Source organism: Haematospirillum jordaniae, assembly GCF_001611975.1.
GTDB classification, from domain to species: Bacteria; Pseudomonadota; Alphaproteobacteria; order Rhodospirillales; family Rhodospirillaceae; genus Haematospirillum; species Haematospirillum jordaniae.
Window position 1 is genome coordinate 1,106,340 of record NZ_CP014525.1, and the last position, 21,715, is coordinate 1,128,054.

Below are 21,715 nucleotides of genomic sequence, written 5' to 3' on the forward strand. Positions count from 1 at the left end.
TTGTGGGTGCATTCAATAGCCAAGAGCAGTCGGAATCCCGTTGTTGACCATAAGGGAAACCAGAAGCTCTAGGATAACCAGTCCAACGGCGGTTATTGTATCCACACCCAGCATCTGACGTGCGACAAACCCATGATACCCCATAAAAGCAACAGCGGCCATCAACACAGGTAGTGCCAATGCCTGCATGGGCGTTCCCCCCACTGTGCTCAGCAAGACAATGGGGAGAAGGACGGCTGCCAATGGCAGATGGAGCCAGTTGAAACCGATAATATAGCGTTGCCACCGGTCATGGCATCCCAGAATGCGGGTTACGGGATCCATGATAACCGGAAAGACAAGCCATCCCAGCGCATACAACAGGGCCTGGAATGCAAGCCAGAAGACAGGCTCACTGTTGGTTGCCGCAGGGTCCTGCGTCTGGCCTGCCAGCATTTGTATCAGGTAGACCGGAAAGACCATGGCCCCTAGCCTCAGCGAGGCCCAGAACCCCTGCGGGCTACCGTCAACATAATCAGGGCAGCGTGGATCCATGCGCAAGATGGAGCGAACCAGGACCATACCCCGGTAGAGATCGGTTTCCTGCTTCACGGTGTACCTGCTGCCTGACAACGGATCTGGAAAAAGCGCGACAACACCCGATGATAAATTTGGGTCAGTGTTTCCAGATCATCGACCCGGCAATGTTCATCAACCTTGTGCATAGAACGTCCAACCAGACCGAACTCCGCCACGGGGCACAGATGCCGGATAAACCGGGCATCCGATGTTCCCCCGGATGTAGAGAGTTCAGGTGTACGGCCGGTCAGGGTCGATATGGCCTCCATCAACAGGGCAGATAGTTCACCCTGTGGTGTCAGGAACGGTTCGCCACTGCATACGGTTTCCAGAGAATAGCGTGCCGGGTCCGGGCAGACCTTGGCCAGCCGGGACCGGATCTCCGCTTCTAAGGAGTGGGCTGTATAGAAAGTGTTGAAACGAACATTGAAAACAACCCGTACCTGCCCTGGAATCACGTTGTCTGCCGTATTGCCGGTATCAATGGAGGTCAGCTCTAGGTTCGAGGGCTGGAAGTCTGCCGTTCCTTTATCCAGGGGTGTTGCCGTCAGGGCTTGTAGAAGCGCCAGCATCCGGGGCAGGGGGTTGTCGGCCCGGTGTGGATAGGCCACATGCCCCTGTGTTCCATGCACGGTCAGTATACCGGATAGGCTGCCCCGCCGCCCGATCTTGATCATGTCTCCCAAGGCATCAGGGTTCGTGGGTTCCCCGACAAGGCACATGTCCGGGGCTGTGTCGTGCCGTGAGACCCAGTCCAGAAGTTTCCGGGTGCCATTGATCGCTGGACCTTCTTCGTCTCCGGTGATCAGAAGACTGATGGAGCCAGCAGGGTGTCCTTGTTCCAGCAAGCGAGCCACTGCTGCAACAAAGGCGGCAATGGCTCCCTTCATGTCGGCGGCGCCGCGCCCGTACAGGACGCCGTCCACTACCTCCCCGCCGAAGGGGTCATGGCTCCAGCCCGATGATGGCGGAGCCGGAACAACATCGGTGTGTCCGGCAAAGCAGAAATTTGGTCCACGGGTGCCCAGGCGGGCATACAGGTTGGCAACATCTGGTGTGCCCGGCTCAGAGAATACCAAGCGTGTGCATGTGAAGCCGATTCGTTCCAGAACCTGTTGCAGGGTGTGCAGGGCCCCCGCGTCGTTCGGTGTTACCGAAGGGCAGCGCAACAGGGCCTGCGCCAGGGGCAGGGGATCGCGCAGATCCTGTATGCTGTTGATTATCTGTGGCGCAAGATCAGGGTCAGTCACGGAGCAGCTCGTTGATAGAAACCTTGGACCGGGTTTGGGCGTCCACCCGCTTGACGATTACGGCACAAGCCAATCCGGGACCTGGTGTTCCGTCCGGCAGTGGTTTTCCCGGCAGGGTACCGGGTACAACAACGGAGCCGGCCGGAACGCGGCCCATGAAAATCTCTCCGGTTCCCCGATCAATAACTTTGGTAGATGCCCCGATGAAGACCCCCATCGACAGCACGGCACCTTCTTCGACAATGACACCCTCGGCAACTTCAGAGCGTGCCCCGATAAAGCAGTTGTCTTCGATGATCACGGGTCCGGCTTGCAGGGGCTCCAGAACACCGCCAATACCAGCCCCACCCGAGATATGGACATTCTTTCCAATCTGCGCGCATGAACCGACCGTTGCCCAGGTGTCGATCATGGAACCGCTGTCAACCCGTGCCCCGACATTGACAAAGCTGGGCATCAGGACAACCCCGGGGGCGATATAGGCAGAGTGACGGACCACGCACCCCGGCACCGCCCGGAAGCCGGCTTGTGTGAAGGCGTCCTCGTTCCAGGCGTTGAATTTGGATGGAACCTTGTCCCACCACGATGCCCCGCCGGGTGCACCGGAAATGGCAACCATGGGGTCCAGACGGAATGACAGCAGGACAGCTTTTTTCAGCCACGCATTGACAACCCATTGGCCATCGCGCTTTTCAGCCACGCGCAGGGTCCCGTTATCCAGCCCGCTCAGGGCGGTGCAGATAGCCTCGCGGGTGGCGCCTGTTGTGGCCGGTGACAGGGTGTCACGCATGTCCCAGGCAGAATCAATGACAGATTGCAGGGATGTCTGAAGTGTGGCGGTGCTCATCGGGGCCGGATCCTTGAAACAATGGTCGGTCTTGTCAGGTCCGGGGAGCATACCCGTCGTGGCTCTGTCGTCAACCGCCTGTACGGATGGCCACATCCCGGGGGGGGCTTTGTTGACCTGCCCCCGTGACAGGAACACCATCGTTGGGCAGCGTATCTCAGCCCGACTAGGGCCAGTCCGGGGACTGTTGTGGACGACAGGGAGCACAGGGATGCATCGGGTAATCCCCGCGGATTGTCCGGTTCCGGGTCCGCGGGAGGAGGAGGGCTGTCTGCCCGTCTGGTGTCTCTCTGGCCTGGGCCTGTCCTGATTTATGGCCCAGACCGTAGATTGATCTCGGCTTCTTCTGCAGAGTGCCCGTTGACCAGTAGCGCTGATACCGAACCGGATATTCTCGCCTTGGTTTCGATTGTTCAGGCTCATGGTACGTCGTGCTTCGGGTCAGTCCAGATTGATACCCCAAATGGTTTCCATGTCTATGACCTGGCAGCGTTGCCGGGAGATGGGGCAACGGTTCTGGTTCTTGCCCGTGCGGTCACTCTGAACCAGGGTCTACGCGTTGCCTTGGCAACCGGCCGTCAGCGTTACAAGGATCTGGTGGAAATCTCGTCGGATTTTGCCTGGGAAACGGGTATTGACGGACGTCTTGTCTTTGTCAGCCCCCGCGGTGCCTTGGGGTACCCTGCGGCATCCCTGATTGGTCGGTCCATGGCCGATTTTGTGCTGGATCCAGAGGCAGACTTCCCCTTTGTAACCCGTAGCAGTGTCGCCAATGTCGTGATCTGGATGCGTCGTGCAGACGGTGGGCGCGCCTGTGTGAATGTGTCTGCTCGTCCGGTTTTTGACGATGATGGACAATGGGGCGGGGCGCGGGGCATTTGCCGCGATATCACCTGCGAGCAGGAGCGCGATGAACAACAGGAGCGGGCCCGCCAGCGGGAACAGATTTTCAACCATATCGTCAGCACGTTCCGTGACGAGGTGATACCGGCCAATGTCCTGCATGTTGCGGCTGAAACGATGGCCCGGGGCATGGGGGCGGTTTCCTGCCATATTTTCCGCCGGGCCCCGTCGTCGCTCTTGCCATCCGCCGGGGGAGATGCAGAGACCGATCCGGTCAGGATCCTGCGTGAGGCCATGATCCCCGGGGCCTCTTTCGGTGTGGCGGACGAGATCCTAGCCCGCATGATGTTGGAACGGACTGCTACAGGGGCGCGGGTCTACCAAGAGCAGATTGAAGGATACGATGCTCTCGCCTCAGTATGTCGTTATCACAAAAGGATCAACGGGGCTGTTGTCCTGTTCCGCGACCAGTCCCATGATTCATGGCGCGAAGATGATCGTGTCCTGCTGGCGGATCTGGCAGACCAGATTGGTGTTGCCAATGAACAGATTGATGCCCACGAAAATATTCTGCGTCTGTCGCGAACAGACAGCCTGACCGGGTTGTTCAACCGTCGTGCCTTTATGGAAGAGATGGAGCGGCGGCATAACCGGCTGGCGCGTGACAATTTGTCTGCGGCTCTCTTGTTTGCCGATCTTGATAACTTCAAGAAGGTGAATGATGTGTACGGCCATGCTGCTGGCGATGCGGCCTTGTTGACTGTGCGTGACATGCTGGTTGGCAGTACACGTCCAACCGACCTTGTGGCCCGGCTGGGTGGGGACGAATTTGCCATCTGGCTGGAAGGTGCAACTCAGAAAGTGGCTGTCGACAAGGCGCACCTGTTGATGGAGATGTCTGCACGCGAACTGGTTCCTCTGTCCGGTAGTCCCGATTTCCCGCTGGGCCTGTCTGTTGGCATCGCGGTTCATCTTCCCGGTGGCGTAGAGACTTTGGCCGATCTGATGGTCCGTGCCGATCATGCCATGTACAAGGTCAAGCATGCCGGAAAAGGCGGATATGCCGTTGCAGATCAGACACTTTCCGCCGGCCCAACCATGCGCCGTCCTCGCGGTTAGGGCACGATAGTATCCCGTCGTATCGGCTTGTTTATGATCTCTCCAGACAACGGAACCGCATGTGCATTGACGCCCCGGTCGTTGTGATGGCAGACCGATAGGACGCACGTGTTCCGCCGGCCATGGCCGGATGTGGGGAGCGCCACAGGTTTATCCCCGCGAACAGGAGACTGACGATTGGTACGTGTCCTTTTCCTTACGGCCTTTTCGGCCTTGCTTCTGGGAGCCGTGGCAGCTGTCGGTTTGCTGGAGATTATTCGCCGTCCGGGCGGTCTTCCGCATCAGAAAGATATGCCCGTTGACCAGATGGTTGCCCAGGTCAGCAAGGAAGCCGCCGCCGTGGCCGAGATGTTCTGGTACGACTTCACCTTCTATCTGTCCAAGCGGGCCTTGAAGGATCTGACATCCCTGCGTGACAGGGTCTGGTCCGGAATAACCGGCGTTCTGGATGAAAGCAGCCTGTTGCCTGTGGATGAGCAGATTGTCGTCGTTGGGGCTGTGCCGATGAATCAGGGGGACACATCGTCGGCAGTGGCGGTTCCCCGCAGCAGTGTGTCCGGACCGGGTGAAGGGCTCCTGACCGGTGTTCTGGCCCCAGCCAGCCAGTATGCGGTATCGGAATGGACCATTGGCCCCGGAGAAGCCGGCTATCTGGAACGCGTTTTGATCAATGGGCAGCCCGCTGATCCCGGGGGAATCGTTGCGCCTGATGCAACCTTGTTCCTGTCCGGTTGGGCTGGTGATCCGGCGATTGGTATCCGTTACAGTCATGTTCTGCTGACTGTGTGTGGAAAAGTTGTGGCCACCACAGGGGTCGGCGAATCAACCCCTTCGGTTGCCCGGTTTGTTCACGCTAATCTGGGAAGTGCCGGATGGGTGGCCCGGCTGCCGGCAGCGGCCCTGCCACGTTGCCCTGATGCAGCGCTGGGCGCTCTGGCCCTGCGTGGCGGGGCTGTTGTGCACCGGCTTCAGGGTGACTTTCCGATGATCATCCAGCCCGGCGGGAATCCATCGGCTGCCGGACCCTTTGCGCCTGTTCTTCGTCCCGGGTCCATCAAGGCACCGCGCCTAGAAAGCATCCGTATCCGCGATCGGGTTGGCCTTCGCAGCTGTCCGGATACCACCTGCCCGGTGCTGGAAAATATTGCCAAGGGTCCTCACCGGGCGACACTGCTGGAACACGTAAACGGCTGGCGGCTTATCCTGTCTGCCCAAGGGAACGGATGGATTCCCAAGGACGAGATTGAGATCCCCTGACAAGCGGGGTTACGGGTTCCGGTTCAGGCTATGCAGGGCTGCTTCCAGCCATGTGGTCAGATGATCTGTCATATGATGGCAGTACGCTGACAGTGCCTGTTCCGGGAACAGGGCCAGCGGAGGCAGTCCGGGACCACAGTGTACCAGAACGGTTGTCATGCCCATGGTTGCCGCTGTTTCCAGATTCTGCGGGCTGTCCTCAAAGAAAGCCGTTGTCTTGGGGTCAAGCCCGAATGCGGCTGTCATCCGGTGATAGGTTTCCGGGTTGGGTTTGGGGCAGTACTCTGCGGCATGAATATCGAAAACCCCTTCAAAGACTTGCTCCAGATCCAAGGCCTTCAAAACCGCCCGCGCATGTTTTCCTGATCCGTTCGTAAAGATCAGCCGCCGGCCCGGCAGTTGTAGAAGTGCTTTTCTCAGTGCCGGATCAGGTGCCAAGGCTGAATGATCAATGTCATGCACATAATCGAGGAAGGTGTGCGGATCGACGCCATGTTCAACCATCAGGCCGCGCATGGTTGTTCCGTATGTATGGTAGTACTGCTTCTGCATAATACGGGCGGCATCTTCATCCAGATTCAGATGCCGGGCCACAAAATGACGAATACGGGCTTCTACTTGGGGGAACAGGCTGCTGGTGCCAGGGTAGAGGGTGTTGTCCAAGTCGAACAGCCAAGTCGTTACATGATCAACCGGATGCTGCAGAAGCTTTTCGGCATGCTGATGCATTGGCACGTGGCCCCCTTCTTGTTAACGGCTGTGCAGATTGCGACGGGAAGACAGAGGGCAGGTGACCTTGTTGTCAGTTATCAGCAATGGCTGCAATTTCAGCCCGGACATGGTCAAGCCCTTCCGAACGTGTCGAGCTGGTACACAGGATCAGTGGGTGGGATGCTCCATGTTTTGCCAGCTCCTGTTGCGTCTTCGCCATTACAGATTCCAGTGCATCGCCGCGCAGCTTGTCTGTTTTGGTTAGAACAATCTGGTAGTTGACCGCGGCCGTATCCAGCATGGACATGATGTCCCGGTCGCTGTCCTTCAGACCGTGACGGCTGTCCACCAGAAGGAACACGCGGCGCAGGTTCGGACGGCCACGCAGGTATGACTTCACCAAGCGGGTCCACTTTTTCACCTGATCTTGCGGGGCCCGTGCATACCCGTATCCGGGCAGGTCAGCCAGTAACAGACGGTCATCGAGGGAGAAAAAGTTAACCTCCTGGGTCCGGCCTGGTGTGTCGGATGTGCGGGCCAAGGCGCGGGTTCCAGTCAGCGCGTTGATCAGGCTTGATTTCCCTACATTCGACCGGCCGGCCATACAGACTTCAGGCAAGGTGGCTTCCGGCAGCTTGTCCAGAGATACCACCCCCAGCATGAAGCGGCACGGTCTGGAAAAGAGAAGGCGCCCCTTCTCCAGGTCCGCGTCGTCAAAAGGCTTGTCGGCATCACGCAAGGGCTTGTCCCCCACTTTGGTGTCGAGCCACGATCATGTCCGGCCTGCATGGGCGGGAGCCTCGTCATGGCGGCGCATGATCGACCATTGCTGGGCAATGGACAAGATATTGTTCCAAGCCCAGTAAATCACCAGACCAGCAGGGAACCCGGCTAGCATGAAGGTGAAAAGAACCGGCAGGAACATCATGACCTTGGCCTGGACCGGATCGGCCGGCGCAGGATTCAGCTTCTGCTGGAACCACATGGTGATCCCCATGATGATGGGCAGAATTCCAAGGTGCAGGAATGACGGCGCATTCCACGGGATCAGGCCAAACAGGGTGAACAGGTTGGTCGGGTCCGGCGCAGATAGATCTGTAATAAAGCCATAGAAGGGAGCGTGGCGCATTTCCAGCGCAACAAACAGTACCTTGTACAGGGCAAAAAAGATTGGAATCTGGATCAGGATCGGCAGGCACCCAGCCAGCGGATTGACTTTCTCGTCCCGGTACAGGGCCATCATTTCCTGCTGCATCCGCACACGGTCATTCTGGAACCGCTCCTGCAGTTCCTTGACCTTGGGCTGCAGTATCTTCATCCGGTTCATGGCTTTGTAGGACTTGTTGGCCAACGGATACAGCACAAGCCGCAGGGCAACCGTAAAGGCAAGAATGGCCAGCCCGAAATTGCCAAGGAACCCGTAAAGGAACTGGATGGCGATGAAAAACGGCTTGGTCAGGAAGTAGAACCAGCCAAAATCAATGGCAAGATCAAACCGGTCGATGCCTTTTTCACGGGCATAACGATCCAGAAGATCCACCTTCTTGGCTCCGGCAAAGAAGTCAGTCACCGTTGTGATTGTTTCCCCGGGGGCTACTGTACGGGCTGAACCCAGGAAATCACTCTGATAACGGTCATGCCCATCGCCGGTATAGACAAAACGTGCCTTGTTCACATCGCCTTTGGGCAGGTCAATGGCTGTCAGCCAGTATTTGTCGGTAATTCCGATCCAGCCACCGGTCGACTGATAGTCGACATGACGCTCATCGCGGAGATCCTGGTACGTGATCTCCTTCAGCGTTCCGTCCAGCACGCCCAAGGGGCCTTCGTGCAGGATGTAAAATCCTTCTGTGCGGGGCGTATAGCCACGGGAAACCAGCCCGTAGGGATAAAGTGTCAGGGCATCCGGGCCTGTATTTTCGACGCTGTCGGTAATCGTGAACAGAAAATCAGGATCCACGCTGACAACACGCCGGAAGACCAGCCCCTGATCATTCTTCCACACTAGGGTTACCGGTGTGTTTTCCGTCAGGATTCCCCCCTCGCTCTGCCAGTGGGCATCGGGTCCGGGTACCTTGATCGCCGGGTTGGCAGATACCCAACCAAACTCCGCATAATGCGGACGCTCCGATCCCTTGGGATTGAGCAGGACAATATTTGCGGAGTGTGGATCCACCTGTTCCCGGTACGCCTTCAGGGTCAGGTCATCAATACGCCCGCCATGCAGGGACAAGGAACCGGACAGGGAGGGGGTATCGATGCGTACACGCTGACCTTCCGCCAGCACTGTATTCCGGTCGCGTGGGCCCGTTGGTGCTGCAATGCCCGGATCAGCCGCCACAGGGCCGGGTGTGGTATCGATGGTCGCATCTGACCGGACCGGAACAGGTGACGGCGGCGTGGGGGCAAAGTACTCAAAGCCGGCAAGAATTGCCACCATCAGCACCATGGCCAGAATGAAGTTCTTTTGTTCAGGCATCTGTACGTAGTCCGGGTGTTGTGCCAGTCGGAAAATTCAGTGGCGGTGAAGATGGCCGCACTTGGGCGGTGTGTCCAGAGTCTCTGGTACGGGGTCGTATCCGCTTCCCCCCAGCGGGTGGCAGCGCAGGATACGTTTCAGGGCCATCCAGCTGCCCCGTATGGCGCCGAACCGTGCTATGGCTTCGTACGCATACGCAGAGCAGGTTGGCAGGTAGCGGCATGTCGGGGGCAGAAACGGGGAGATGCCAAGCCGATAGGCCCGTATCAGTCCCCTCAGGATGCAGGCAACACTCATTACGTTGCCGCTTTGTCGGAACTAGAGGCGGGCGCTTTTTCTGTGCGGGTTTGCTTCTTTCGACCGCCTTTGCGTGGGGGCATGGGTGCTGCACTTCCTGGGGCCATCTTGGCTACACGGGCCAAGGTTGTCTTCAAGTCAGCCATCAGAAGATCAAAGGGGCGGTCAACTGTCGCTCCCCGCCCTATAATAACGTAGTCTGTCCATGGCTCGACATGTTCAGCCATGATACGATCCACAACAGCGCGAAGACGCCGCCTAGCACGGTTGCGGGCTACGGCGTTTCCAACTTTCTTGGATACGGTAAAACCCACACGGACCAAGGACGCCTTGCTTGCGCCGAGCAGTGTGTTCGTATGATCGCTTTCCACGCCTTCGATGGCACCCGCTGCCGGATTTAGGAAAAAGCCCGAAGGGCACGAAGAGCGCCGCACGGCTTCTTCTTTTTCCCTATCCGACATCGCAGCAGCTTGAACGATCAGGCCAGGCATAGCCCATTTGCGCCGCTCAGCGGCGACTCGCAGGAAATCGCGTCTCCGCTTGAGGCGGTTAACCACCACGGAGGTGTCAGCTGCCGCCCGCACGAGCTAGGCGCCCCGTAGATCAGGCGCTCAGACGCTTGCGGCCCTTGGCGCGACGGGCAGACAAAATCCTGCGTCCGCCAACGGTGGCCATGCGGGTGCGGAAGCCATGACGGCGCTTGCGAACCAGTTTGCTGGGTTGATAAGTGCGCTTCACGGTACAAAAACTCCGGTCAATTCAGTGTAATCGCGGGATGTTTTGCCTTTTTACGGCAGCAAACAGCGAACGGCCTGCAGGGGCCGAATGTCAAAACAGAAGCGGCTGTATAGCGGGACACCGGGGTAAAAGTCAATGCCGGTAGCACAAGGTTCTGTTTTTTACGCCAAGGCAAGCTGCGGCCTGAATTTGCCTCCTTTGCGCGATGGTGGCTTTGGCTTGTCCTCTTGACGTTCCGGTTCCCGGAGTCGGGTTCATTTTACGGCGCTGCATTATTGTTTGATATGACCCTATGAGGGTGAGACGCAGAAGCTTTCTGTTCAGGGTAGTGAAGCTGCAAGCTTGTCCAGTGGGCACAATGCCCATGTCGCTATACAGGATAAAATTGAGATTCCTGATGAATTGATATAGATCAATGGGGAACCCCGATGTCCGGGGCATAGTGTGCGCCCGTATCTGTCCGGTGGAATGTGTACATCTTTTGCAGGCTTCCTGCAGCCTTCCCGTATGTGTCGTGTTTGTGGCGAGATTGCGTACCAGGATGGCGGAGTACCGGGTCTGTATGCCGGATAACGGGGGAGTATGGTGTTCGTATGCCCTGGCGGAGAGTATGCTGCGCTTCTGCGTGGTGTTGTCGGGGTTGCGGGTTTTTGTCAGGTATCTGACGCCTTGCACAGGGTATTTGTTTTGGTCGGTACAGGAGGGGTCATGACCCAGGCGACCACGGCGCACAGCGCTCCGGCGGCAGCCACCGCCTATAATATGGATGTTATCCGCAAGTTCGTCGTCGCGGCGATGTTCTGGGGTGTTGTCGGCTTTTGTGCCGGTGATTTTATTGCCTGGCAGCTGGCATATCCATTACTGAATCTGGATCTGGAGTGGACGACGTTCGGTCGCCTGCGCCCGGTTCATACGTCGGCTGTTATTTTTGCCTTTGGTGGAAATATCCTGATCGGCAGTTCCCTTTACATCGTCCAGAGAACCTGCCGCGCCGGGCTGTGGGGCGGGAACGTCACGGGCAACATCATTTTCTGGGGCTATCAGGCCTTTATTGTGATGGCGGCACTGTCCTATGTGCTGGGTTATACCCAAGGCCAAGAATATGCCGAGCCAGAGTGGCCTGTTGACCTGTTCTTGACTGTTGTGTGGGTGGTGTATCTGGCAGCCTTTGTTGGAACGGTTATCCGGCGCCAGGAAGAGCACATCTATGTTGCCAACTGGTTCCTGCTGGCTTTCATTGTCGTTGTGGCCATGCTGCATCTCGGAAATGGACTGGCCGTGCCGGTTTCATTCCTTGGCATGAAGTCCTATTCCCTGTACGCCGGTGTGCAATCGGCCATGATCCAGTGGTGGTATGGTCACAACGCGGTTGGTTTCTTCCTGACAGCCGGCTTCTTGGGGATGATGTATTACTTCATGCCCAAGCGTGCCGGGCGCCCGGTCTATTCCTATCGTCTTTCGATTGTGCACTTCTGGGCCCTGATCTTTCTGTATATCTGGGCCGGCCCGCATCACCTCCATTACACATCCCTGCCGGACTGGACCCAGACCTTGGGTATGACCATGTCGGTTATCCTGTGGATGCCTTCGTGGGGGGGGATGATCAACGGCATGATGACCCTGTCCGGTGCGTGGGACAAACTGCGGACGGATCCGGTCATGCGTTTCCTTGTTACGTCGGTGGCGTTTTACGGCATGTCGACCTTTGAAGGGCCGATGATGTCCATCAAGGCCGTGAACTCGCTGTCACACTTTACCGACTGGACGGTCGGACATGTTCATTCCGGGGCGTTGGGGTGGGTGGCGTTTGTCTCCTTTGGAGCCATGTACTACCTGATCCCTGTCTTGTGGGGGCGCAAGTCGCTTTACAGCATGCGTCTGGTTTCCTACCACTTCTGGATCGCCACGATCGGTATTGTGCTCTACATCTCTGCCATGTGGGTCTCCGGGATCATGCAGGGCCTGATGTGGCGTGCCTACAATGAACTTGGCTTCCTACAGTACTCCTTTGTTGAGACTGTGGAGGCGATGCATCCCTACTATGTGATCCGTGCAACCGGTGGCCTGTTGTTTGTCATTGGTTCCCTGATCATGGCCTGGAACATGTATCGGACCATCAAGGGTGATATCCGCGAGGAGACCCCTTATGAAATGCCGGAACTGTCTCCGGCGCCAAGCTCTGTGCGGCGTTGAGACAGGGGGGAGAGAAATGAGTCTTGTCAAGCATCACGGCAAGGTCGAGAAAAACGTCCTTGTTCTTCTGGTCGGCATCTTCCTGACGGTTATCATCGGTGGCCTAGTCGAGGTTGTGCCGCTGTTTTCCGTGGAATCCACCATCGAGAAGGTGCAGGGGGTTCGTCCCTACTCACCGCTGGAACTTGCGGGTCGCAACATCTACATGAGCGAAGGGTGTTATAACTGCCATACGCAGCAGGTACGCCCCTTCCGTGATGAGGTGGAGCGTTACGGCCATTATTCTTTGGCTGCGGAGTCCCAGTATGACCATCCGTTCCAGTGGGGGTCCAAGCGTACAGGGCCTGACTTGGCCCGCCTTGGTGGAAAGTATTCAAACGAGTGGCACCTGCGTCACCTCGTCAATCCGCGTGATGTCGTGCCGGAATCGATCATGCCCGGTTATCCGCATCTGGCGCGCCAGAGCCTGACTTTTGATGATGCGGCGGCGCACCTGAAGACGCTGCGGATTGTTGGTGTTCCTTATACCGAGGATGACTTTGCCAAGGCGGTGGAGGATTTCCGGGCCCAGGCTGACCCGGATGCCGACCATGAAGGGCTTCTGGCGCGTTATCCCAAGGCTGTGACCGGCGATTTTGACGGGGATCCAACCCGCCTGACCAAGGCCGATGCCCTGATTGCCTATCTTCAGGTTCTGGGCACCATGGTTGACTTTACCCAGTTCGATCCTGCCCGCAAGGCGGATGCGAATATCTACCGCTAGAGGGTCTGTATGGAAACGCTGCAGGATATTGCCGATTTTGCCCGGCAGTTTTGGGGGGTGTGGCTGATGGTTTTCTTTATGGGAATCGTTGCCTATGCCTATTGGCCGCGTAACCGGGACCGGTTTGACAGTAATGCGATGATCCCTCTGCGGGATGATGAGGACAAGGAGTGGACCAATGGCGGGCGCCCCTGAGAAAGACCCGATTTCGGGCCTTTACACAACAGGCCATGAGTGGGATGGAATCGCGGAACTGAATACACCTCTCCCGAGATGGTGGATGTATGTGTTCTACGCTACGGTCATCTGGGCGGTTGGGTACTGGATTGTTTATCCCTCGTTCCCGGTCGGGAAGGAGTTTCTGCCTGGTATCTGGGAATACAGTTCCCGCCGTGAAGTGGAAGCGGACTTGGTTGCGGCCCATGCCGCCCATCAGAAAGAACGTTCTGCCATTGCCGCGGGTTCGGTTGATGAGATTTATGCCAACCCACCGCTTCGTGCCTATGCGATTGCCGGTGGTGGCGTGTTGTTCAAGGATAACTGCGCCGGCTGCCATCAATCGGGTGGGGCCGGTGCTGTTGGGTACCCAACCCTAGCAGATGATGAGTGGATCTGGGGGGGCACCCTGGCAGATATCCAGCAGACCTTGCTGCACGGGATCCGCTATGACCGTGACCCCGAGACACGGCAGTCACAGATGCTGGCCTTTGGTGACATCCTGTCAACGGATGAAATCAAGCAGGTGGCTGCGTACGTGAAGGATATGTCCAATGGCAAGGTAGTTGCCGGGCCCGGACAGACAATCTATACCGAGAACTGTGCGGCCTGCCATTCGTCTGATGGTGCCAATCCTGTATCTGACGGGAATCCGGCGATGGGAGCTCCCCCATTGGGCAACCGTGTCTGGTTGTATGCCGGGCCGGGCAAGGAAATGACCATGGAACGTCTCCAAGCCCAGATTGCCAAGCCAAAGCATGGTGTTATGCCAGCTTGGTCCGGTCGTCTGAAGGACGAGGATATCAAGATGCTGACTGTGTACGTTCACTCTCTGGGGGGCGGCCAGTAGGTTGTACCTTTTTTCGGGGGAGTTGTTGATCAAGGGGCTGCCTGCATCCGCAGGTGGCCCTTTTTACAGCATCCGGGCGGTTGTGTGGCAGGTCAGCCATGGGTCGTTTGTGTAAAACTTTGGTAAATGTCCTTACGGGCCTATGATTCATGCGGGAATGTCAGTTTTTGGGCAGGACAGGCGGCTATACGGGCGATGCGGATTTCATCCTGCGTTGCGCGTGTGCTGCCGGGCCCGGATTCCCGCTCCGAGTCTGTAACGTGAGTTCATGCCTGAAGGAATCTGGGCAACGCGATGACATTGAATGAGAAAGAGACAGATGCTTCCGGATCCGGACGCCCGGAGAAGACAGGGAAACTGGAGAAAGTGTCCCTGTACGCGGAGCATGTAAAGGTCCAGCCCAAGCATATGCCGGGATTATTCCGTAGCATCAAGAACTGGGCCAATGTTGCTTTCATGCTCATTTACTTCCTGACCCCTTGGTTGCGGTGGGATCGCGGTCCCAATGCGCCGGATCAGGCCATTCTTCTGGATCTGGAAGGGCGGCGGGCCTATTTGCTGTGGCTGGAAATATGGCCCCAGGAAATCTACTATCTGACCGGTCTTCTGGTTCTTGGAGCCTTGGGGCTGTTCTTTGCCACGGCACTGCTGGGGCGGGTGTGGTGTGGCTTTGCCTGCATCCAGACCGTGTTCACCGATATCTTTGTCATGGTCGAGCGCTGGCTGGAAGGGGATCGCAACGCCAGAATCAAGCTGGATCGCGGTCCGATGACCGTCGGAAAATTTACCCGCAAGGCCATCAAGGTCACAATCTGGGCGCTTATATCGGTCGCAACGGGTTTTGGTTGGGCCGCTTATTTCAACGATGTTCCGACACTGGCAGCAACCTTTCTGACCGGTGATGCCGGCTGGGGCGTTTACCTGTCGGTGGGGATTGTGGCGGGCTTCTGTTTCCTGCTGGCTGGATGGGCGCGGGAGCAGGTGTGCATCTATATGTGTCCGTGGCCCCGGTTCCAAGCCTCCATGTTTGACGAAGACAGCCTGATCGTGACCTACGAAAAATGGCGTGGTGAACCGCGTGGATTTGCCAAGAAGGGAACGTCGTTTGAAAATCGCGGGCACTGCGTGGATTGTACTTTGTGCGTTCAGGTCTGCCCAACCGGCATAGACATCCGCAATGGCAGCCAGCTTGCCTGTATTGGCTGCGGTCTCTGTGTTGATGCCTGTAACTCCATGATGGACCGCCTTGACCTGCCGCGCTGGCTGATCACCTACGACAGTACCAATCGCCAGCTGGCCCGTGCTCGTGGTGAGCCAATAAAACACCGTCTGATTCGCCCACGTACCATCATCTATGCTGCTTTGATAACGGTGCTGGTTCTGGTCATGATCCTGGGGGTGTCAACCCGGTCACGTCTGGAGGTAACGGTTCTGCATGAACGCAGCCCGTTGTTCGTAACCCTGACGGACGGGAGCATACGCAACGGCTATACGCTCAAGATCCTGAACAAGAGGCCCGAGAAGAATACGTACGCGGTGTCCCTTCGCGGCGTTGAGGGGGGGACCCTGAAAGTTGTTGGCTCCGACATTGAAGCAGGGGAGCTTCAGTTGGAGGTTGAACCCAACAGTGTGGCAACGTTCCGTGTTTATGCCACGGCCCCGCAAAAGGCTCTTGAGGGCAAGGCAACCGATGTTACATTTGCCCTGCGTAATCTTCACACGGGCGAAGCGGCGTCCCGTGGTTCGTTGTTTGCCGGGCCGCAGCGTTGACCGCCCTGTGTATGCCGGCGCGTTTATGATCAGGAGGAAGTGTGCCATCCGTTCAGCAGAACCGACCCCGGGGTTGGTGGTATCCGTGGATTTTTGTCGGTGGCTTTGGTCTGGTCTTTGTGGTGAATGCCATTTTGTTGACCCTAGCTACAGTGACCTTCAACGGGTTTGAAACCCGGGAACCGTCCAACCGTCGCAACGGCTACAATGACAAGATTGCCGCCAGTGCCGAGCAGGCGCGTCTTGGCTGGAATGGAAGCCTGTCTCTGCACCCCCTGTCCGCAGGATCTGCTGATGGAGGGCGCACGGCCCGTGTCACGATGACGTTTACCGGTGCAGAGGGGCATCCTCTGGATGGGCTGGATGTTGCGGTCCTTGTGTGGCGCCCGACCCAGGAAGGGCTTGACCGTCATGTGGAGTTGCCGCCGACTGGGCCCGGTACCTATGCCCGCGATATCGCGTTTCCCCTTCCGGGCCTGTGGGAGTTGCGGGTCAGTGCCGGGCGCGGTGATTCTGTCCAGTGGCGTACGATAGAGCGTATTGATCTGAGATAAACCTGTTTGTCTGCTTCCGGAACGGATGTTGCCATGCCTGAAAGTACCCTGCTTCTGTCTACCGGCCCCGGGACCGGGGACTGTGGTGCGGCGGCCTGTCGGCATTGTGGCCAGCCGATTCCGGATGCGGCACAGGGGAGAACGGCGTTTTGCTGCGCCGGCTGTGAGGCTGCCTTTGCACTGCTGTCCGGTCTGGGGCTTGAAGCCTATTACAGGCGCCGCCAGATTGACCCTGATCTTCGTCCCCTGCGCCCGGACCAGGATGCGCCCGGCCTTCCCGACTGTACGCCATGGGTTGGCACAACACCCGAGGGTCTGTGTGTCCTGCACCTGATGGTCGAGGGCATACACTGCGCGGCCTGTGTCTGGCTGATCGAAGCGGTCTTGGCGCGTCAGCCCGGTGTGGTGTCGGCCCGTGTCAATATGACTACCCGCCGCCTGACCCTTCTCTGGAAAGGGGCGGCTGCAGATGTGCCGGTTCTTCTGGATCCTGTCTGTCAGGTCGGGTACCGCCTGTTGCCCTATGATCCCCGGCGGGTCGAGGCGGAATACAGCACCGCCGAGCGTGAGCTTCTGCGCGGGATTGCTATTTCCGGCTTTGCCAGTGCCAATATCATGTTGTTCTCGGTGTCGGTGTGGGCTGGCGTGGATATGGGGGTCTGGACCCGTGACCTGTTCCACTGGCTTTCAGCCCTGTTTGCCTTTCCGGCGGTTGCCTGGTGTATCCGGCCGTTTCTGCGTTCGGCCCTGTCAGCCCTGCGGCACGGGCGTACCAACATGGACGTACCGATTACGATCGGGGTGTTGCTGGCAACCGGTGTCAGCCTGTGGGAAACAGCCCACAGCCGGCCCCATGCCTATTTTGACGCGGCTGTAACCCTGTTGTTTTTCCTGCTTGTGGGGCGTTATCTGGACAGCCGTGCCCGTGGGCGTGCCCGCTCTGCCGCCGGTCAGCTTGTCATGCTGGGAAATCGCCCGGTAACGGTAGAGCACGAGGATGGTCGGCGAACCTTGGCTTTGCCTGAAACTGTGCGGCCGGGGTCAACGGTGCTTGTGGCTGCGGGAGAGCGGATCGGGGTTGATGGACTTGTCCTGTCCGGGCAGTCGGAATTGGACACCAGCCTGTTGTCCGGGGAAACCATGCCCTGTGCGGTTGGCCCCGGTGAACAGGTTTTCGCCGGAACCCTGAACCTGACTGCTCCGCTGCGATTACAGGCCGTGGCGGTTGGGGAAGGAACCCTGCTGGCCGAAATTTCACGGCTGATGGATGTGGCAGAGCAGGGGCGTGCGCGCTACGTTGTGCTGGCTGACCGAGTGGCTCGTTTTTATGCCCCGGTTGTGCATCTGGCCGCGCTCCTGACTTTTATCGGCTGGATGAGCCTGTCCGACCAACCGTGGCAGGACAGCCTGATGACCGCGGCGTCGGTGTTGATCATCACCTGTCCCTGTGCGTTGGCCCTGGCGGTTCCGGTGGTGCAGGTCATTGCCTCGGGGCGCTTATTACGGCGTGGTATCCTGCTGAAATCCCCGACTGCCTTGGAACGCGCCGTGGGTGTGGATACCGTGGTCTTCGATAAGACCGGAACCCTGACCTGTGGTCAGCCTGTCCTGGAGCCTGAAAACCTGAAAGCCCGGCAGGCTGACGGAACCCTTGGTATTGCTGCGTCCCTGGCTGGCGCCAGCCGTCATCCCTTAGCCCGTGCCCTTGTGCGCCACTGTATGCGGCCCCTTGTGGACGGGGTGGAGGAAATCCCCGGTTCCGGGCTGCGTCGGCTGACCGCAGAGGGTGAGATCCGCATGGGCAGTGCTGTATTCTGTCATGCGCCTGCCGATCGTTCCCCCCATGGTGGACCTGAACTCTGGCTGTCATGTCCGGGGGCTGACCCGGTGCGCTTTCTGTTCACGGATGCGGTGCGTCCCGATGCGGTGGCCGTTGTTGCTGCCCTGCGGGAACAAGGAATGGCGATCGAGCTGTTGTCTGGTGACCGTGCGGAAGCGGTTGCCGTGGTTGCCGGGACCTTGGGGATAACTCAATGGCAGTCCGGTTGCAGCCCGGCGGCGAAGGTTGCTCGCCTGCAGGAGCTGGCGGCCATGGGACGGCGCGTGATGATGGTCGGAGATGGCCTGAACGATGCTCCGGCATTGGCCGTAGCGGACGTGTCGTTGTCTCCGTCTTCGGCTGCCGATATCAGTCAGAATGCTGCGGATGTTGTCTTCCAAGGGGAACGGCTGGAGCCGGTGGTCGAGGTTTTGCGTGTTGCGCGTTTTGCTGATACCCTGGTACGTCAGAATTTCATGCTTGCATTTGCCTACAATGTGGTAACTATCCCGCTGGCCGTTGCCGGGTATGTGACACCCTTGGTTGCTGCCGTTGCCATGAGCTCGTCTTCGGTTGTGGTTATCGCCAATGCCCTTCGTCTGCCCCGTAGGCCGGGCAAGGGAGGGTAGCGATCCACAGGAAGGACAGGACCAATGAATTCCCTTTTGCTGTTGATCCCCGCTGCCCTTTTTCTTGGTTTGCTTGGGCTGGCCGCATTCTTGTGGTCGATGCGTTCCGGTCAGTTCGATGATCTGGATGGGGCTGCAAGCCGTATTCTTTTCGATGACGATGAGGCTGCGGATGCTCCTGAGCCACAGCGTGACCGGCCTGGCTCCAGTGGTTCGGAGTCCGTGTAATGCCCGTCTCTGCCCTTGTTTCTGCCTTTGTGCCTGCTGGTTCGCGGATGGATTGTGCCTGTTGTGACCTAGATGAGCGTGCCTTTTGTGCTGGTTTGGCACAGACATCATCGGCCCTGCGGGCGATCCGGCACGATATGCGAATGGAGGCTCAGGCCACAGTTTTCCGTGAAGGCGATGCAACCGACCATATTTTCACGCTGGTTAGCGGGGCGGTCAAGTTGTCCAAGCTGATGATCGATGGGCGCCGGCAGATCGTTGGCTTTCTCTTTCCCGGTGATTTTTTCGGTTTCGGTCACAATGGTCTGTACGGGTATACGGCGGAAACCCTGTCCCCCGTGACCTTGTGCCGTTTTTCCCTTCTTTCACTGGATACAGTCGTTGCCGGCTCGCGCGAGTTGGAGCGGCGCCTTCTGAATCGCATGATTGCGGAATTGTCTTTCGCCCAGGAGCAAATGCTGTTGTTGGGGCGCATGAGTGCCCGCGAGAAAGTGGCTCATTTTCTGCTGATGTTGTCCCGGCGCGCAACGCAGAGGGGGGACGTGCCGTCGCCGTTATCTGTCCCCATGAGCCGTCTGGATATTGCCGATTATCTGGGGCTGACCATCGAAACCGTCAGCCGGACCTTGACCGGGCTGAAGAAAGAGAGATTGATCACTATCAACGGCAACACACAGGTTGACCTCTTGGACATGCAAGCCCTAGAGCAAATCGCCGCGGGCGGGTGTTTGTGCTGATTGTGGCCCTTATGACAGCGGTTATCGAGGGGTTTTCGCTTTTCTCTTCCTCTCTGAACCGCTAGAACGGGCTTGTATCCCGGGCTGGGCACCCCGTTTTGTTTGCCCCTGTGATGGAGGCAAGGATGAGCGTCCAGGCTGATACCAAGCGTTTGACTCCCCACGCTGTCATGGCCCGCAAGGGTGGAACTCCCTTGGTGTGCCTGACAGCGTATACGGCCCCGATGGCCCGATACCTAGACACCCATGTCGATGTTTTGCTGGTCGGCGATTCTGTGGGCATGGTCCTGTATGGCATGGAAACCACCTTGCCGGTCTCGCTCGATATCATGATTGCCCATGGCCGCGCTGTTGCCGGTGCGGTACGCCGTGCCTGCGTGGTTGTGGACCTGCCCTTTGGAACCTATCAGGAAAGCCCGGAGCAGGCTTTCCGGACTGCGGCGCGGGTTCTGGCCGAGACCGGTGCGGCTGCTGTCAAGCTGGAGGGCGGGACCGAAATGGCGCCGACTATCCGTTTCTTGGTTCAACGGGGCATTCCGGTAATGGGGCACGTCGGGCTGACGCCGCAGTCCTGCAACACGCTGGGTGGCTTTCGCGCCCGGGGGCGTACCGGGGAAGAGGCTCGGCAGATCCAGGATGATGCCCTTGCCGTTGCTGAAGCCGGGGCATTTTCTGTGGTGCTGGAGGCTGCTGTGGAACCACTGGCACGGACTATTGCAGGCCAAGTTCCGATTCCTGTGATTGGCATCGGGGCTTCGGTGGCCTGTGATGGCCAGATCCTAGTCACCGAAGACATGCTGGGGCTTTTTGATACATTCACGCCGCGTTTTGTCCGGCGTTATGCCGAGCTTGGGACCCTGCTGTCCGATGCTGTTGCCGGGTATGCCGCCGATGTTCGGGCGCGTGTCTTCCCGGGGCCGGAACATTGCTTTGCCGTTGCCGGGAAAGCGCACGATCATGATAGCAGTGGGCAGGAATGATAATGGACGAGACTGTTCAAGCCATGGTGAACATTGTGCATACCGTTGCCGACCTGCGTGCACAGGTAGCCAACTGGCGGGCTGACGGGTTACGGGTGGGGCTGGTCCCGACCATGGGTGCCCTGCATGCCGGCCACATGGAACTGGTTCGGTTGGCTCGGCGCAAGGCGGACCGGGTGGTTGTTTCGATCTTTGTCAATCCAACTCAGTTTGCCCCGGGAGAGGATTTGACCCGCTATCCCCGCCAGCCCGAGCAGGATTGTGCGCGGGTTGCCGATGCCGGTGGGCACGTTGTGTTCATGCCTTCTGTTGATGACATGTACCGCCCCGGTGCCTCCACTTTTGTCGAGGTGTCGGGCGTGTCTTCCGGCCTGTGTGGCGACCGGCGGCCCGGGCATTTTCGCGGCGTGGCCACAGTGGTGACCAAGCTGCTGTTGCAGTGTCTGCCCGATGTTGCAGTGTTCGGAGAGAAGGATTTCCAGCAGCTGCAGGTTATCCGCCGCATGGTGACGGATCTGGACATCCCGGTCACGATCGAAGCCGCACCGTTGGTGCGGGATGTTGATGGTCTGGCCCTGTCTTCACGCAATGCTTATCTTGGCCCGGCGGAACGCCAAACAGCGCCCCGTCTTTATGCGGTCCTGTGTGAGACAGCCCGGTCTATCCGTGAAGGTGCCGACCCGGTACAGGCCTGTGAGGTTGCAGCAGGCCAGTTGGAGCAGGCGGGCTTTGGCCCGATTGATTACCTGGATGTGCGTGATGAACGCACCTTGCAGCCCCCGGATGGGGACTCTGGTTCGTTCCTGCGTCTGTTTGCTGCAGTCTTTCTGGGAAAAACGCGCCTGATTGATACGGTGCGTGTGTGGGATATCTGATC

Annotated in this window: 22 protein-coding genes; 13 read left to right on the forward strand and 9 right to left on the reverse strand. The window is 58.3% G+C overall.

Going from position 1 to position 21,715, the window contains the following annotated elements; genetic code table 11:
- Positions 1–12: 12 nt before the first annotated feature.
- The 3 genes from AY555_RS05180 to dapD are packed head-to-tail and all read right to left on the reverse strand — an operon-like array spanning position 13 to position 2,655.
- The gene (locus AY555_RS05180) at positions 13–591 is read right to left on the reverse strand and encodes a hypothetical protein (RefSeq protein WP_066134302.1); all 579 of its coding nucleotides are present in this window, start codon (positions 589–591) and stop codon (positions 13–15) included.
- A complete protein-coding gene (dapE, locus tag AY555_RS05185; RefSeq protein WP_245176885.1) occupies positions 588–1,808 on the reverse strand; it encodes a succinyl-diaminopimelate desuccinylase in 1,221 nt (406 codons plus the stop codon). The genes AY555_RS05180 and dapE overlap by 4 nt, the downstream gene beginning before the upstream one ends.
- On the reverse strand, positions 1,801–2,655 hold the full coding sequence (dapD, locus tag AY555_RS05190) for a 2,3,4,5-tetrahydropyridine-2,6-dicarboxylate N-succinyltransferase (RefSeq protein ID WP_066136601.1): 855 nt from the start codon (positions 2,653–2,655) through the stop codon (positions 1,801–1,803). The genes dapE and dapD overlap by 8 nt, the downstream gene beginning before the upstream one ends.
- Positions 2,656–2,844: 189 nt before the next feature.
- Between dapD and AY555_RS05195 the strand changes: the two genes are divergently transcribed.
- Entirely contained in the window at positions 2,845–4,617 is a 1,773-nt protein-coding gene (locus AY555_RS05195) for a sensor domain-containing diguanylate cyclase (protein ID WP_066134305.1), read from the forward strand.
- A gap of 177 nt (positions 4,618–4,794) precedes the next feature.
- Positions 4,795–5,874 (forward strand): hypothetical protein, encoded by a 1,080-nt coding sequence (locus AY555_RS05200; protein WP_066134308.1) that lies wholly within the window; start codon positions 4,795–4,797, stop codon positions 5,872–5,874.
- Between the two features lie 9 nt (positions 5,875–5,883).
- Here the strand turns inward: AY555_RS05200 and AY555_RS05205 are convergent, their stop codons facing one another.
- From AY555_RS05205 to rpmH, 6 genes are all read right to left on the reverse strand, one after another.
- On the reverse strand, positions 5,884–6,603 hold the full coding sequence (locus tag AY555_RS05205) for a pyrimidine 5'-nucleotidase (RefSeq protein WP_066134311.1): 720 nt from the start codon (positions 6,601–6,603) through the stop codon (positions 5,884–5,886).
- Between the two features lie 73 nt (positions 6,604–6,676).
- Entirely contained in the window at positions 6,677–7,324 is a 648-nt protein-coding gene (gene yihA, locus AY555_RS05210) for a ribosome biogenesis GTP-binding protein YihA/YsxC (protein WP_066136604.1), read from the reverse strand.
- A gap of 33 nt (positions 7,325–7,357) precedes the next feature.
- Entirely contained in the window at positions 7,358–9,064 is a 1,707-nt protein-coding gene (gene yidC / locus AY555_RS05215; RefSeq protein ID WP_066134316.1) for a membrane protein insertase YidC, read from the reverse strand.
- A gap of 36 nt (positions 9,065–9,100) precedes the next feature.
- Positions 9,101–9,361, reverse strand: a complete 261-nt coding sequence (yidD, locus tag AY555_RS11550) for a membrane protein insertion efficiency factor YidD (protein WP_082811870.1) — start codon at positions 9,359–9,361, stop codon at positions 9,101–9,103.
- A complete protein-coding gene (gene rnpA / locus AY555_RS05220) occupies positions 9,361–9,945 on the reverse strand; it encodes a ribonuclease P protein component (RefSeq protein WP_066134320.1) in 585 nt (194 codons plus the stop codon). The genes yidD and rnpA overlap by 1 nt, the downstream gene beginning before the upstream one ends.
- Before the next feature lie 19 nt (positions 9,946–9,964).
- On the reverse strand, positions 9,965–10,099 hold the full coding sequence (gene rpmH / locus AY555_RS05225) for a 50S ribosomal protein L34 (RefSeq protein ID WP_066134323.1): 135 nt from the start codon (positions 10,097–10,099) through the stop codon (positions 9,965–9,967).
- Between the two features lie 708 nt (positions 10,100–10,807).
- On the opposite strand from rpmH, the gene ccoN reads away from it, so the two are divergent.
- From ccoN to panC, 11 genes are all read left to right on the forward strand, one after another.
- A complete protein-coding gene (gene ccoN, locus AY555_RS05230) occupies positions 10,808–12,292 on the forward strand; it encodes a cytochrome-c oxidase, cbb3-type subunit I (protein ID WP_066136607.1) in 1,485 nt (494 codons plus the stop codon).
- A 16-nt stretch (positions 12,293–12,308) separates the two neighbouring features.
- Entirely contained in the window at positions 12,309–13,055 is a 747-nt protein-coding gene (gene ccoO / locus AY555_RS05235; protein ID WP_066134326.1) for a cytochrome-c oxidase, cbb3-type subunit II, read from the forward strand.
- A gap of 9 nt (positions 13,056–13,064) precedes the next feature.
- Positions 13,065–13,250, forward strand: a complete 186-nt coding sequence (locus tag AY555_RS05240) for a cbb3-type cytochrome oxidase subunit 3 (protein ID WP_066134330.1) — start codon at positions 13,065–13,067, stop codon at positions 13,248–13,250.
- Positions 13,234–14,121: a cytochrome-c oxidase, cbb3-type subunit III gene (gene ccoP, locus AY555_RS05245; RefSeq protein ID WP_066134332.1), complete on the forward strand. Its 888-nt coding sequence runs from the start codon at positions 13,234–13,236 to the stop codon at positions 14,119–14,121. The genes AY555_RS05240 and ccoP overlap by 17 nt, the downstream gene beginning before the upstream one ends.
- Positions 14,122–14,415: 294 nt before the next feature.
- Positions 14,416–15,891: a cytochrome c oxidase accessory protein CcoG gene (gene ccoG, locus AY555_RS05250; protein WP_082811871.1), complete on the forward strand. Its 1,476-nt coding sequence runs from the start codon at positions 14,416–14,418 to the stop codon at positions 15,889–15,891.
- Positions 15,892–15,932: 41 nt separating this feature from the next.
- A complete protein-coding gene (locus AY555_RS05255; protein ID WP_066134334.1) occupies positions 15,933–16,445 on the forward strand; it encodes a FixH family protein in 513 nt (170 codons plus the stop codon).
- A gap of 33 nt (positions 16,446–16,478) precedes the next feature.
- A complete protein-coding gene (locus tag AY555_RS05260; protein ID WP_082811872.1) occupies positions 16,479–18,893 on the forward strand; it encodes a heavy metal translocating P-type ATPase metal-binding domain-containing protein in 2,415 nt (804 codons plus the stop codon).
- Between the two features lie 24 nt (positions 18,894–18,917).
- The gene (gene ccoS, locus AY555_RS05265) at positions 18,918–19,121 is read left to right on the forward strand and encodes a cbb3-type cytochrome oxidase assembly protein CcoS (protein WP_066134337.1); all 204 of its coding nucleotides are present in this window, start codon (positions 18,918–18,920) and stop codon (positions 19,119–19,121) included.
- Positions 19,121–19,858 (forward strand): Crp/Fnr family transcriptional regulator, encoded by a 738-nt coding sequence (locus AY555_RS05270; protein ID WP_066134340.1) that lies wholly within the window; start codon positions 19,121–19,123, stop codon positions 19,856–19,858. The genes ccoS and AY555_RS05270 overlap by 1 nt, the downstream gene beginning before the upstream one ends.
- Before the next feature lie 125 nt (positions 19,859–19,983).
- Entirely contained in the window at positions 19,984–20,838 is an 855-nt protein-coding gene (panB, locus tag AY555_RS05275) for a 3-methyl-2-oxobutanoate hydroxymethyltransferase (protein WP_066134343.1), read from the forward strand.
- Positions 20,835–21,713 carry a pantoate--beta-alanine ligase gene (gene panC / locus AY555_RS05280; protein WP_066134346.1) on the forward strand — a complete coding sequence of 293 codons (879 nt, stop codon included), beginning with the start codon at positions 20,835–20,837 and terminating at the stop codon, positions 21,711–21,713. The genes panB and panC overlap by 4 nt, the downstream gene beginning before the upstream one ends.
- Positions 21,714–21,715 lie beyond the last annotated feature (2 nt).

What these genes read in the sequence shown, in the direction of transcription:
- dapD (WP_066136601.1), bottom strand. Translation starts at nt 2,655, where the DNA reads ATGAGCACCGCCACACTTCAGACATCCCTGCAATCTGTCATTGATTCT.
- AY555_RS05205 (WP_066134311.1), bottom strand. Translation starts at nt 6,603, where the DNA reads ATGCATCAGCATGCCGAAAAGCTTCTGCAGCATCCGGTTGATCATGTA.
- yidC (WP_066134316.1), bottom strand. Translation starts at nt 9,064, where the DNA reads ATGCCTGAACAAAAGAACTTCATTCTGGCCATGGTGCTGATGGTGGCA.
- yidD (WP_082811870.1), bottom strand. Translation starts at nt 9,361, where the DNA reads ATGAGTGTTGCCTGCATCCTGAGGGGACTGATACGGGCCTATCGGCTT.
- ccoN (WP_066136607.1), top strand. Translation starts at nt 10,808, where the DNA reads ATGACCCAGGCGACCACGGCGCACAGCGCTCCGGCGGCAGCCACCGCC.
- ccoO (WP_066134326.1), top strand. Translation starts at nt 12,309, where the DNA reads ATGAGTCTTGTCAAGCATCACGGCAAGGTCGAGAAAAACGTCCTTGTT.
- AY555_RS05240 (WP_066134330.1), top strand. Translation starts at nt 13,065, where the DNA reads ATGGAAACGCTGCAGGATATTGCCGATTTTGCCCGGCAGTTTTGGGGG.
- ccoP (WP_066134332.1), top strand. Translation starts at nt 13,234, where the DNA reads ATGGCGGGCGCCCCTGAGAAAGACCCGATTTCGGGCCTTTACACAACA.
- ccoG (WP_082811871.1), top strand. Translation starts at nt 14,416, where the DNA reads ATGACATTGAATGAGAAAGAGACAGATGCTTCCGGATCCGGACGCCCG.
- AY555_RS05260 (WP_082811872.1), top strand. Translation starts at nt 16,479, where the DNA reads ATGCCTGAAAGTACCCTGCTTCTGTCTACCGGCCCCGGGACCGGGGAC.
- ccoS (WP_066134337.1), top strand. Translation starts at nt 18,918, where the DNA reads ATGAATTCCCTTTTGCTGTTGATCCCCGCTGCCCTTTTTCTTGGTTTG.
- AY555_RS05270 (WP_066134340.1), top strand. Translation starts at nt 19,121, where the DNA reads ATGCCCGTCTCTGCCCTTGTTTCTGCCTTTGTGCCTGCTGGTTCGCGG.
- panB (WP_066134343.1), top strand. Translation starts at nt 19,984, where the DNA reads ATGAGCGTCCAGGCTGATACCAAGCGTTTGACTCCCCACGCTGTCATG.
- panC (WP_066134346.1), top strand. Translation starts at nt 20,835, where the DNA reads ATGATAATGGACGAGACTGTTCAAGCCATGGTGAACATTGTGCATACC.